General features: G+C 37.5%; 8 protein-coding genes and 1 riboswitch. Of the genes, 2 read left to right on the top strand and 6 right to left on the bottom strand.

Annotation, left to right across the window (positions count from 1 at the left end; translation table 11 throughout):
- Window positions 1-23: 23 nt before the first annotated feature.
- The 6 genes from RAH34_RS15525 to RAH34_RS15500 all read right to left on the bottom strand — a co-directional run bounded on the left by RAH34_RS15525 (window position 24) and on the right by RAH34_RS15500 (window position 7,283).
- Complete coding sequence (locus RAH34_RS15525) at window positions 24-1,286, bottom strand: serine hydrolase (RefSeq protein WP_306596714.1); 1,263 nt, start codon at window positions 1,284-1,286, stop codon at window positions 24-26.
- 182 nt (window positions 1,287-1,468) lie between these two features.
- The gene (locus tag RAH34_RS15520; RefSeq protein WP_306596713.1) at window positions 1,469-2,398 is read right to left on the bottom strand and encodes a 2-hydroxyacid dehydrogenase; all 930 of its coding nucleotides are present in this window, start codon (window positions 2,396-2,398) and stop codon (window positions 1,469-1,471) included.
- A 163-nt stretch (window positions 2,399-2,561) separates the two neighbouring features.
- Window positions 2,562-3,104 (bottom strand): acyl-CoA thioesterase, encoded by a 543-nt coding sequence (locus tag RAH34_RS15515; RefSeq protein ID WP_105702355.1) that lies wholly within the window; start codon window positions 3,102-3,104, stop codon window positions 2,562-2,564.
- A complete protein-coding gene (locus tag RAH34_RS15510) occupies window positions 3,092-3,844 on the bottom strand; it encodes a hypothetical protein (RefSeq protein WP_306596712.1) in 753 nt (250 codons plus the stop codon). The genes RAH34_RS15515 and RAH34_RS15510 overlap by 13 nt, the downstream gene beginning before the upstream one ends.
- A 188-nt stretch (window positions 3,845-4,032) precedes the next feature.
- A complete protein-coding gene (locus tag RAH34_RS15505) occupies window positions 4,033-6,150 on the bottom strand; it encodes a TonB-dependent receptor (RefSeq protein ID WP_306596711.1) in 2,118 nt (705 codons plus the stop codon).
- A 103-nt stretch (window positions 6,151-6,253) separates the two neighbouring features.
- Window positions 6,254-6,345: riboswitch (TPP riboswitch) on the bottom strand.
- Between the two features lie 167 nt (window positions 6,346-6,512).
- Window positions 6,513-7,283 carry a WG repeat-containing protein gene (locus RAH34_RS15500; RefSeq protein WP_228412018.1) on the bottom strand — a complete coding sequence of 257 codons (771 nt, stop codon included), beginning with the start codon at window positions 7,281-7,283 and terminating at the stop codon, window positions 6,513-6,515.
- Between the two features lie 287 nt (window positions 7,284-7,570).
- Here RAH34_RS15500 and RAH34_RS15495 point away from each other — a divergent pair, with 287 nt between their 5' ends.
- On the top strand, window positions 7,571-10,354 hold the full coding sequence (locus tag RAH34_RS15495; protein WP_306596710.1) for a bifunctional aconitate hydratase 2/2-methylisocitrate dehydratase: 2,784 nt from the start codon (window positions 7,571-7,573) through the stop codon (window positions 10,352-10,354).
- Between the two features lie 315 nt (window positions 10,355-10,669).
- Window positions 10,670-12,937: an aconitate hydratase gene (locus RAH34_RS15490; RefSeq protein ID WP_306596709.1), complete on the top strand. Its 2,268-nt coding sequence runs from the start codon at window positions 10,670-10,672 to the stop codon at window positions 12,935-12,937.
- Window positions 12,938-12,970: the final 33 nt, after the last annotated feature.

Below are 12,970 nucleotides of genomic sequence, written 5' to 3'. Positions count from 1 at the left end.
AAATGTTTAGGCAAAAGTAAACATTATTCTCCAAAAACTTCCTGTCCGGAATTCAAAGTATCTTTATTGTCATGCATCACCGTATGCAGCTTCTCTTTCTGTAAAGGGAAATCTTCGAATAATCCGGATAATGCAAGAGCTGTATATACTTTGTTTGAATATTTGTTTCCGATAGCTACGATGGTAACCTTAGATTTTAAAAGATGGGCAAATACCGAGTTGGTACCATGCCACCATCCATTGTGATAAGTAAGCTTTTCACCGTTATCAAATATTTTCATTCTGAATCCTAAACCATAATTATTCATTCCCGCTTTTTCATTGCTGTAAGGAGTGAATACCATCTGCATCAGCTCAGGCTTCAGGAAATTTTTCGAAAACATGGCTTTTGAGAAATTGTACAGATCTCTTGGTGTAGTGTAGACATTTTTATCTCCATAAATCAGATCAAGTCTGTCTAAAGGATACAGCTTATTTCCTCCATAATAAAAAGACTGTGCTGCTGTTGGAATATCTTTTTCCTGAAAGATATACGTATTATTCATTTTCAACGGTGTGAAAACCATTTCTTTCATCGCCTGAGGAAAAGGAGTTTTGGTCACTTTTTCAATTAATAAAGCCAATAAAGCAAAGTTTGTATTGCAATACATAAATCCTGTATCCGTATCTCTTGCCAGATCAGGTTTATATTTAATGATCATATTCAATACATCTTCATTTGTTATAAATGGCTTGGAAAGTTCTGCCGGAGCCGGCTGTATCTTGGTAATAAAATATTCATATTTCGGAAGACCGCTTCTTTGATCCAATAAAGTCTGAACAGTAACATTGGGATAGGGAAATCCCGGAAAAAACTGCGTAAGGTGATCCGTAAATTTTATTTTTCCTGCCTCTATCAGCTTCATCATCGCCATTGCCGTTAAAGTCTTCGAAACTGAAGCAACGTGTAAAGGTGTATTTTTATCGATTGGCATTTGATTTCCTTCTCTTCCGAAACCTCTGTAATTTTCATACAGGATTTCATCACCTTTGGCAACAAGAATTCCACCGCTAAGGTTTCCTCCTTCCCATATCTTCTTGTAATACTGATCGATATAACTTACGGTAGTTTGTCTATTCAAAAGCTGTCCGTCCCCTTTTGTAAAAACATCACCCAGATCTACATTTCCATAGTTGGGCAGATTGGTTGTATTTTCAGCCGAAACTTCTTTGGCTTCAGACTTTTTTTTACAGGAAAATATCGATAATAAAACAGTTAGGATAAGTACAAAATTACGCGTCTTCATGAGATTCAAAAATGAGCGGCAATTTAATAAAACTCAAAATAAATAATAAATATGAGGTGGATATTATGAATTATTTAACATAAATGAATAGAGAATTAAAACTTGCAAGCGAAAAATCATAAAAAAGCGGATTCACATTTCGTAAATCCGCTTCTTTTACATTTTATTTTTTTTAAAATAGCTTAACAATGTGAAGCTACAATTTTGTCTACAATAAACTGAGCCAGCTTTTCTTTGCTCTGATGCGTCCAGCCTGCAATATGAGGCGTCACAATCGCTTTTTCTGATTCCAGAAGATATTTTAGATCTTCATTTTCGGATTCAATATTCTCGAAAGAAGATTTTTCATACTCCAAAACATCCAGACAAGTTCCTTTCACCTTTCCTGATTTCAACCCTTCTACTAAACTTTTAGTTTCAACATTTTTTCCTCTTGCTGTATTCACGAAATAGAAATCATTTTTCATTTCCTGAATGAATGTTTTGTCAATAAGGTAATGGGTTTCTGAAGTTAAAGGAATATGTAAACTTATAACCTCCGCAGATTGTTTCAATTCTTCCAGTGAGACCTGTGTGGCATATTCATCTGAAAGGCCCGGAAGAATATCATGGAAAATCACCTTACATCCGAATCCTGAAAGTCTTTTCGCAGTAGCTTTTCCCATATTTCCATATCCGATAAGCCCTACAGTTTTTCCCAATAGCTCATCTCCTCGGTTTTCTTCACGCTTCCAGATCCCGTTTTTCACTTCCTGAGAAGCAATAAAAAGTCTGTTCATGATCACCAGCAGCATTCCCACTACGTGCTCCGCCACAGAATCTCTGTTTCCCTCCGGAGAATTGATCAGCTGAATTCCCAGTTTTTCAGCAACAGGAATATCAATATTTTCCATTCCGGCACCTACTCTTGCGATGAACTTCAGATTCTTCCCTTTTTCCAGAAAGTTTTTGTCCAGTGGAATACGGCTTCTGATAATAATTCCGTCGTAGTTCTCAATTTTATCACAAACCTCATCATAAGACGATGTAAAATCCTCTTCTAAAATAAAATTCTGAGCCAAAAGCTGTTCAGTAATAAGAGGATGGTTTTTATCTAAAAGAAGTATCTTCATTTTTTATTAATGATTTTAGAGATAGGAACAGATTCCTAAATGATTACAATTTTATTCTACCGCAAAGTTCGCAAATTTCTGAAAAAACAAATGCTTTTAAGCTCGCAAAGGCGTTAGCACTCAGCAAAGTTTAAAAGCATTTTTATTGATAAAGTATATAAGATTACTTTTTATCTTTCTTAGACTCCTGTGGTTCCTGGAATAGTTTTTTAAGTTCTACAGATTCCAGAGGCTTCATTCTTCCGGAAAGGATTAATGAAAGTTCTTTTCTACGGAAGGCTGCTGCAAATCTTTCTTTTTCCTCATCTGTTTCAGGAATCATTTCCGGAATAGGAATCGGACGATTGAATTCATCTACTGCAACGAAGGTATAAATCCCTGCATTGGTATGAATTTTCTTCTGGTTAATCGGGTCATCCAACCACACATCTACATACACTTCCATAGAAGTAGAGAATGCTCTGGAAACTTTAGATTCCAATACCACTACACCTCCTTCCGGAATCGGATGGTTGAAAGATACGTGGTTTACAGAAGCTGTTACTACTCTTCTTTCACAGTGTCTAGCTGCAGAAATAGACGCACAACGGTCCATTTTTGCCAGAAGTTCACCACCGAAAAGGTTTCTTAAAGAGTTGGTTTCGTTCGGAAGAACGATATTGGTCATAATGGTCAGAGATTCTGACGCTTTTTTTATTTTTGCCATCTAGTCTTAGTGTTGTTTGGGACAGCCGGAGCAGGTTTCATTTCTTTTCCGACAGGTTTTACTAATGAATCTTTTTTCAAAGAATCTGAAACAGGTGTTTCCGGGGTATGTACCATCACTTTCACCGTATCTTTTACAATTCTATGGGTAGAGGTTTGTACAGAAACATTTTTGAAAGATTTTTTTCCAAAAAGAAGTTCCTGTTGGGTAAACGCCAGGTATACAATTCCAAGAACCGGAATAGCCAGAAGGAAAATCCAAAGAATTGTTTTTTTGAATTTAAAATCCTTTTCACGATTCACTGTGGTATTTACTTTCTCCCCGTTATTGATATCGGAGAACCTAATCTCTTCCAATCCGTAAAAGTCCGGACGTCCGGATTCTATTCTTTTTCCCTTGAAATGAGTGTGCCCTTCTTCAATGAAGACTGTTCCAAGGTTTTGAATTTCAAGAACCTGTTCGGCCTGAAGTTTTTTCTTCCAAAAATCAGTCTGAATTTTAAGATCACTTTTGGAAGCTTCCAGAGACATCTGTTTTTGTTCTGCAATAAAAGCAGCAAGATCTTCAGTCTGTACTTCGTAATCTATTGTAAATTCAATCTGACTGGCCGGAGGCAGAATGCTTCCGTTTTCAGAATTAATAATTGCCTTAGAATTTTTCAGTGAAAACACCCCAAAGCCTGGAACTGTGGTAGTTCCAAATTGTTTTAAGTATTCTAAAATATATGCTGAAATATTCATTTGGCAGCAAATTTATAACTTTTTCGGGACTTTTTGTAATATTTAATGGATATAAAAAAGACTGCCGAAACAGTCTTTTGATTATTATGTACAAAAAAAGGAATACGACTATTTAAACTTCTTTTTTTAAGTCTAAAAAGGATAAAACTGCTAAAACTAATTTATAAATCTGTATCCCTGATCTTTTGCTATTGTATTTTCCAGCTTACTCCAAACATAAAGTTGGTTCCTGCCTGTGAAAAATAATAAGGCTGTCCTTCATATACAGATCCGTTGTTCACATATTTCTTGTTGAACAGGTTATTCACCAATAGTTTTAATGCAATTTCGTTATTAGCAATTTTAAACTGATATTGCGCATTGAAATCTGTCAGGAAATAATCTTTAAGCTGAAGATTAGCATCTTCGGTATTATCCAGATATTGTTTTCCAACATACTGATTCATTAAAGCAAACTGGAAATTCTTTGTAGGATTAAATTTCAGGCTTACATTGGCAATTACATTCGGAGAGAATGAAATCTGGGTATTTCCAAGGCTCTTAGGAACATCTCCATTTTGAATATTGAAATCCTGGTTTCTGTTCTGACTTAACGTTACATTTCCTGAAACCTCCCATTGTTTCGATAATTTTGCCAAAGCACCTACCTCAATACCTCTTCTATAGCTTTTCCCCGAATTTGTTCTGATAAATGCTCCTACATTATTCAATTCTCCATTCAACACCAGCTGGTTCACATAATACATGTAATAAACATTGGCCGTCAATGAAACAATCCCGAACTGTTTTTCAAAACCTGCTTCAATATCATGAAGTTTTTCGGCTTTCACATCGTTATTCGCCATCAGGTCATCTCTGTTGGGTTCACGGTGAGCATGAGCGTATGAAAGGAATATTTTACCTCCGTCAATTCTGTAATTCACTCCGGCTTTAGGATTAAAGAACAGCCAGTTTTTACTTAAATCTGCTCCTTCATCATCACCAGCCGTCAGAATCTTTGTGTTGTAATTGATTTTCCTAAGTTGTAAATCTCCAAAGAATTCAAAATTATCCACTCTTAATAAAGCTTTTGCAAAACCTGACACTTCATTCTTTACAGAGCGGTTTCTGTAATATTCGCTTTCATCAATCTGAGGAAAAAATACTCCTGTCACATTTCCATAATGCCTTCCGTAATACTGATTGACAACGGCACCAAAGTTCAGATCTAAATTTTCAAACTTTCCGTACAAGGTAGAAACCATTCCGTAGAAATCATTATTCAGCCATTTTTTTCTGATAAAGTCTGAAGCTTTTATCGTTTGTCCTCCTTCTGTTATATTAGGAAGGTTATATCTTGAAAAAGGGTCTCCCTGCTTGTAGTTTTCATAATATCCTTTTCCTTTTGTATAATGGAATGTGGTTTCAAGATTCCAGCGGTCGCTGAACTTCTGTTCCCAAAGCAACTGATAATGGTTCTGTCTGTAATTATCCGTTTCATTATCATAGAAACTTACAATATTCTCCCAGTTGGCATCATAAATGGCTCCTGAAATATTGAATTTAGGATCCGTTTCCCAGGTTTTACGATCAATACCATTCCATGCCTGATACGTTTTCTCTTTTCCCCCAAAAGCCATTAAACGTAATTTCGTATTTCCTTCTTCAAATAAAGCAGTGAAATTATAAGAATGTAAGTTGGATGAAGCTCTGTCGATATATCCGTCAGAATGAATATGGGTATATCTTCCCATCACGGAAAGTCGGTTTTTCCAGAATTTCCCTGAGCCTATTTCAGCTGAATATTTATAGGTATTAAATGATCCGTAGCTGTCATCTGTTTTAAAATAAAACTTCTCTTCAGGATCTTTAGAAAGTACATTAATACTTGCTCCGAAGGCAGAAACCCCGTTATTGGAAGTTCCTACTCCTCTCTGAATGACAATCTGTGAGGCAGAACTTGTTAAATCCGGTACGTTGACAAAGAACGTTCCCTGACTTTCAGAATCGTTGTATGGAACACCATTCATCATGACATTGATGGCACTTCCTGAAACTCCACGGATTCTAAAACCGGTATATCCTACACCATTTCCGGCATCGGAAGTAGAAATAATGGAGGTTTGATTTTTCAAAAGAATAGGAAGATCCTGTCCCAGATTTTTACTGTCCAGATCTTTCTGTACATTGATGATTTCCTTTGCTACCGGCAGCCTTTTGGTAAAGTTGACTGCTTCAATTTCCCTCACCTTTAGGGAATCTTTATTCTGAGCCTGTATAAAAGCTACTGAGCCTACACTAAGCCCTAAAAAAAATAATCCTTTCATTCTATAAATCTTTAACATTTAATGAATAAAAGGGGTGATTATGAGATAATTGACAAATCGCAAACGATGCTGATGCTTATCGAATATTTATCGCTAATCATCCATCAATTATTTAAATGGTTCCCTAAACAGCATTACCTGTTCCAGGTTCATTGGGTATAATCTCAGCCTGTTAAAGCACCCCTTTATTTCAGCCGCAAAATTACAAAAAATATATGAATTGGAATTGGGGTTGTGAGATGCGGGATAACGGGTTACGAGGTGCGGGATTCGGGGTATTGAGTTTCGGTATACGTGGATGCTATGGAATGAAAAATAGGAGTTATCAAATAAATCATTCATCATTCATCATTAATAATTATTTAGTACGTTTTGTTGTTGGCGTCGATATAGTAGTAATTCGAGCCGTCTTTGGTCACTTCAAACATCTTGCCCAGTTTCCAGCTGAAATTTCTTTTAATATTGGAATATTCAAATGGAATGATAATCTTATTATTAACATCAATAATTCCGAATTTATCATTATTGGAAGCTACAATCATCGGGTTAGCCACATCATCCCCTTCCAAAATGAACAGATACTGATATTGAGGATAGATCTGATATTGTCTGTAATCGGCAGCATTCACAAACTTTGACTTTTCAATGATTCCGTAAAAACCATTGAGGATATAAGCCTGAAATAGCTGTTGTTTATATTCTTCAAATTTACACTTTCCAAAATCGGCTTCTTTGAATTGATATACTCTCTTCCCAGACTGGTCTACACGGTAAGAAATCATGTTTTTTTCTACCGTGGCATAGTCTTTTGTTCCGAATTTTCTGACCTTTTCATTAGGAGAATTCAGAAGGTTGCAGTCTTCATAAAAAAATACAGCAATATGATATTCCGGCTGGATAATAAATTTCCCGTTCTGGTTGACATACCCGAACTGATCTCCTTTTTTCTTAGGAATCAGGACAGGAAGATCTTTGTTGATCACTACCAGATCAGCATTAGGTTTATTAGCTGCAGCAGCTTTTTTAACTGTGCTTTTTGTTCCTTTCTTCACGGGAATTTTCTTCACAGATTTGGTCTGCGAGAAAACGAAAATCGAAATAAAAACACATAAAACATTCAGGATATTTTTCATATTCTCCATTTGTTTACAAAAATACGACCAAAAATAGATATTATAAAATTCATATTTATAAAGAATCTAAATAATTTCATTCTTATAAAATTGTAAAATTTCGTAATTTTGGGAACATTTTGAATTGTTTGATAATTTTAAAAAACTTTTGAAAAAGTGTAGATTATGCTGACTTTATTCGGTTAATGTTGCATCAAAATGCGGGAACTCAAAATGTCATTAATTGTATTTATACACACCAGTAAAGAAAAAGCAGGCCTACCTTTAATTTTGAAAGACCTTCTATTATGAGTATTTATAAGGATTACATCAAAGAGATTGAAGAAAGAAAAACCCAGGGGCTTCATCCTAAGCCAATTGATGGTGCTGAATTACTAAGCGAAATCATTACACAAATTAAAGATTCAGGTAATGCTGACCGACCGGATTCTCTTCAATTTTTCATTTATAACACACTACCTGGTACGACAAGTGCAGCGGGAGTGAAAGCAAAATTTTTAAAAGAAATTATTCTGGGTGAATCCGTAGTAGAAGAAATTTCCCCGGCATTTGCCTTTGAACTGTTATCTCATATGAAAGGAGGACCTTCTATTGAGGTATTGCTGGATCTTGCTCTGGGTAATGACGCGGCTATTGCTAAAGAAGCTGCCAACGTTCTTAAAACTCAGGTTTTCCTTTATGAAGCAGATACCAATCGTCTGAAAGAAGCATTCAACAGCGGAAACGAAATTGCAAAAGAAATTTTAGAAAGCTACGCCAAAGCTGAATTCTTTACTAAACTTCCGGAAGTTGCAGAAGAAATCAAAGTAGTAACATTCATCGCAGGTGAAGGAGATATCTCAACAGATTTACTTTCTCCGGGTAACCAGGCGCACTCAAGATCAGACCGTGAACTTCACGGAAAATGTATGATTACTCCTGAAGCTCAGGAAGAAATCAAAGCTTTACAGGCAAAACATCCTGATGCAAGCGTTATGCTGATCGCTGAAAAAGGAACAATGGGTGTTGGATCATCCAGAATGTCCGGAGTAAACAACGTTGCTCTTTGGACTGGAAAACAGGCTAGCCCTTATGTACCATTCGTAAACATTGCTCCTATTGTAGGGGGAACAAACGGTATTTCCCCGATCTTCCTTACCACAGTAGACGTTACCGGAGGTATCGGTATCGACCTTAAAAACTGGGTGAAGAAAGTGGACGAAAACGGAAACCCTGTTCGTAACGAAAATGGAGATATCGTTCTTGAGGAAGCTTATTCAGTAGCAACAGGAACTGTTTTAACAATCAATACAAAAGAAAAGAAATTATATAACGGAGATCAGGAATTGATCGACCTTACCAAATCTTTCACTCCACAAAAGATGGAATTCATCAAAGCAGGAGGATCTTATGCTATCGTATTTGGTAAAAAGTTACAGACATTTGCCGCTCAGCTTTTAGGAGTTGAAGCTCCGGTTGTTTTTGCTCCATCAAAAGAAATTTCTCATGAAGGACAAGGGCTTACAGCGGTAGAAAAGATTTTCAACAGAAATGCTGTAGGAACTACACCAGGAAAAGTTTTACACGCTGGTTCAGACGTTCGTGTACAGGTAAATATCGTTGGATCTCAGGATACAACAGGTCTTATGACTTCTCAGGAGCTTGAATCTATGGCAGCAACTGTGATTTCTCCGATTGTTGATGGTGCTTACCAATCAGGATGTCACACTGCTTCTGTTTGGGATAAAAAAGCTCAGGCTAATATTCCTAAACTGATGAAATTCATGAACGAGTTCGGTTTGATTACAGCCCGTGACCCGAAAGGTGAATACCACGCGATGACTGACGTTATCCACAAAGTTCTTAACGACATCACTGTAGACGAATGGGCCATCATCATCGGTGGTGACTCTCACACAAGAATGTCCAAAGGAGTAGCTTTCGGAGCTGACTCAGGAACTGTGGCTCTTGCATTAGCTACTGGTGAAGCATCTATGCCAATTCCTGAATCTGTAAAAGTAACCTTCAAAGGAAACATGAAAGAACACATGGATTTCCGTGATGTGGTTCATGCTACACAAGCTCAGATGTTGAAGCAGTTTGGAGGAGAAAATGTATTCCAGGGTAGAATCATTGAGGTTCACATCGGAACACTTCCTGCTGACCAGGCATTTACATTTACAGACTGGACTGCTGAGATGAAGGCAAAAGCTTCTATCAACATTTCTGAAGATAATACTTTGATCGAATCACTGGAAATTGCAAAAGGCAGAATCCAGATCATGATCGACAAGGGTATGGATAATCACAATAAAGTTCTTCAGGGATTAATTGACAAAGCAAACAAGAGAATCGAAGAAATCAGATCAGGAGAAAAACCTGCTTTGACTCCGGATTCAAACGCTAAATATTACGCTGAAGTAGTGGTAGATCTTGACGTAATTGTTGAGCCAATGATTGCTGACCCGGATGTAAACAATGACGATGTTTCCAAGAGATATACTCACGATACCATCAGAGATCTTTCTTACTATGGTGGTGAGAAAAAAGTAGATCTTGGTTTCGTAGGATCTTGTATGGTTCACAAAGGTGACCTTAAGATTGTTTCTCAAATGCTTAGAAACATTGAAAAGCAGCAAGGTAAGGTAGAATTCAGTGCTCCTCTTGTAGTAGCAGCTCCTACTTACAACATCATTGATGAGCTTAAGGCAGAAGGAGACTGGGAATTATTAGAAAAATATTCAGCTTTTGAATTTGATGATAACGCTCCAAAAGGAGAAGCGCGTGTTGAATACAAAAACGTAATGTACCTTGAGCGTCCTGGATGTAACCTTTGTATGGGTAACCAGGAAAAAGCAGCGAAAGGAGATACTGTTTTAGCGACTTCTACCCGTCTTTTCCAGGGAAGAGTAGTAGAAGATTCTGAACGTAAAAAAGGGGAATCTCTATTGGCTTCAACTCCGGTTGTTGTTCTTTCTGCGATTATCGGAAGAATCCCAAGCATTGATGAGTATAAAACGGCAGTTGAAGGGATTGACCTTACTACTTTTGTTCCTTCTATCAAAGAATTAACAAGTACAAGCGCTCACTAAGAGATTATTAATACGTCGCAAGACTATTAAAAGCTATAGAAATGGAAGATTTGGTCCTTAAGGATTTAAAATCTTCCATTTTTTTGTTTAGAACGTTTCTATTTTAAGATAATTACGTTTTTTTTTCGATAAAATCAGGAAAATAAATTCTAATTTTTCTTAAATTGAAAGTTATAAAATCTATTGATTTTAAAGTCAAAAACACCCTATTGATAGATTATAGGAACGTTTTTTGATGTACAAAAGAGTAATTTTTCTTTTTCAGACTGTAGGAAAAGAAGCTTTAACGGAAAAAGAACAAAATTAAAATACGATATGACTTTTGATATTGATATGATCAAAAAGGTGTACGAGCGTTACCCGGAAAGAATTGCTGCAGCAAGACAAATTGTGGGAAAACCTCTTACGCTTTCAGAAAAAATTCTTTACACCCACCTTTGGGAAGGAAATGCTACACAAGCATATGAACGAGGAAACTCTTATGTAGACTTTGCACCAGACAGGGTAGCAATGCAGGATGCCACAGCACAGATGGCGCTTTTACAATTCATGCAGGCAGGGAAAGCTAAAGTAGCGGTTCCTTCTACCGCTCACGCGGATCACCTGATCCAGGCAAAAGTAGGTGCAGACAAAGATTTACAGGAAGGGATCAACAAAAACTCTGAGGTATTCAACTTCCTGAGCTCTGTATGTGATAAATACGGAATCGGGTTCTGGAAGCCTGGGGCGGGTATCATTCACCAGGTTGTACTGGAAAATTATGCCTTCCCTGGAGGAATGATGATTGGTACCGACTCGCATACGGTAAACGCAGGAGGATTAGGAATGGTTGCTATTGGTGTAGGAGGTGCCGACGCGGTAGATGTAATGGCAGGAATGGCCTGGGAGCTTAAAATGCCAAAACTTATCGGGGTCAAATTAACCGGTAAAATGAATGGCTGGACTTCTGCAAAAGATGTTATCTTAAAAGTAGCAGGAATTCTTACTGTAAAAGGAGGTACGGGATGTATTGTAGAATATTTCGGTGAAGGTGCAGAATCTCTTTCTGCAACCGGTAAAGGAACAATCTGTAATATGGGTGCTGAAATCGGTGCTACAACGTCTACTTTTGGGTATGATGATTCAATGAGAAGATATCTTTCCGCTACAGGAAGACAGGATGTAGTAGATGCTGCTGATAGAATTGCAGAACACTTAACAGGTGATGCTGAAGTATATGTTAATCCGGAACAATATTTCGACCAATTAATAGAAATCAACCTTTCTGAACTTACGCCTCACTTAAACGGACCTTTCACTCCGGATTTAGCGACTCCGGTTGCTGAGTTCAGAGCTAAAGCTGAAGCTAACGGATGGCCGTTAGAAGTGGAATGGGCACTTATCGGTTCTTGTACCAACTCTTCTTATGAAGATTTATCAAGAGCTGCTTCTATTGTAGAGGATGCAGTATCAAAAGGGGTAAAACCTAAAGCAATCTTAGGAATCAACCCTGGTTCTGAACAGGTGAAATTTACAGCGGAAAGAGACGGTTTCTTAGATTCTTTCAGAAAATTTGAAAACGCAAGAATCTTTACCAACGCTTGTGGACCATGTATCGGACAATGGGACAGAGAAGGTGCGGAAAAAGGAGAGAAAAACTCTATTATCCATTCTTTCAACAGAAACTTTGCGAAAAGAGCTGACGGTAACCCTAACACCCACGCATTTGTAGCTTCTCCAGAAATGGTAGCTGCTGTAGCGATCTCAGGAAGACTGGACTTTAACCCGATTACTGATACTTTAACGAACGAAGCTGGCGAACAGGTAAAACTTAACGAGCCTAGAGGCTTCGAGCTTCCTTCAAAAGGATTTGCTGTAGATGATAACGGATATCAGGCTCCATCAGAAGATGGTTCAAGCGTTGTTGTTAACGTAAGCCCAACTTCAGACAGACTTCAGTTATTGGAAGAATTCCCTGCATGGGATGGTAAAAACATTACCGGAGCAAGAGTATTGATCAAAGCGTTCGGAAAATGTACTACTGACCACATTTCAATGGCTGGACCATGGTTGAAATACAGAGGTCACCTTGACAATATTTCAAACAATATGTTGATTGGAGCGGTGAATGCTTACAACATGGAAACCAATAAAGTTAAAAACGAATTAACCGGTGAATACGGCGAAGTTCCGGCTGTACAAAGAGCTTATAAAGCTGCTGGTATTCCAACAATTGTTGTAGGAGACCAGAACTATGGCGAAGGTTCTTCAAGAGAACACGCTGCCATGGAACCAAGACATCTTGGTGTGAAAGCTGTACTGGTAAAATCATTCGCGAGAATCCACGAAACTAACCTTAAAAAACAGGGAATGCTTGGAATTACTTTCGCTAATGAGGCAGACTATGACAAGATCCTGGAAGATGATGTTGTTAATTTCTTAGATCTTGATCAGTTCGCTCCAGGAAAACAACTGACTTTGGAATTCATTCATACTGACGGAACCAAAGATATCATTATGGCCAACCATACTTACAACGATCAGCAAATTGATTGGTTTAAGGCAGGTTCAGCGCTAAACCTGATCAAACAACAGGAAAAATAAGATTAATTGTTAGAATAATTAATAGAAAGGCGG

It is taken from the genome of Chryseobacterium sp. WLY505, from assembly GCF_030846215.1.
In the GTDB taxonomy this organism is placed as follows: domain Bacteria; phylum Bacteroidota; class Bacteroidia; order Flavobacteriales; family Weeksellaceae; genus Chryseobacterium.
The sequence above is the reverse complement of the archived record's forward strand: the minus strand, read 5'-3'. Positions and strand labels throughout refer to the sequence as shown.

What these genes read in the sequence shown, in the direction of transcription:
- RAH34_RS15525 (WP_306596714.1), bottom strand. Translation starts at nt 1,286, where the DNA reads ATGAAGACGCGTAATTTTGTACTTATCCTAACTGTTTTATTATCGATA.
- RAH34_RS15520 (WP_306596713.1), bottom strand. Translation starts at nt 2,398, where the DNA reads ATGAAGATACTTCTTTTAGATAAAAACCATCCTCTTATTACTGAACAG.
- RAH34_RS15515 (WP_105702355.1), bottom strand. Translation starts at nt 3,104, where the DNA reads ATGGCAAAAATAAAAAAAGCGTCAGAATCTCTGACCATTATGACCAAT.
- RAH34_RS15510 (WP_306596712.1), bottom strand. Translation starts at nt 3,844, where the DNA reads ATGAATATTTCAGCATATATTTTAGAATACTTAAAACAATTTGGAACT.
- RAH34_RS15505 (WP_306596711.1), bottom strand. Translation starts at nt 6,150, where the DNA reads ATGAAAGGATTATTTTTTTTAGGGCTTAGTGTAGGCTCAGTAGCTTTT.
- RAH34_RS15500 (WP_228412018.1), bottom strand. Translation starts at nt 7,283, where the DNA reads ATGAAAAATATCCTGAATGTTTTATGTGTTTTTATTTCGATTTTCGTT.
- RAH34_RS15495 (WP_306596710.1), top strand. Translation starts at nt 7,571, where the DNA reads ATGAGTATTTATAAGGATTACATCAAAGAGATTGAAGAAAGAAAAACC.
- RAH34_RS15490 (WP_306596709.1), top strand. Translation starts at nt 10,670, where the DNA reads ATGACTTTTGATATTGATATGATCAAAAAGGTGTACGAGCGTTACCCG.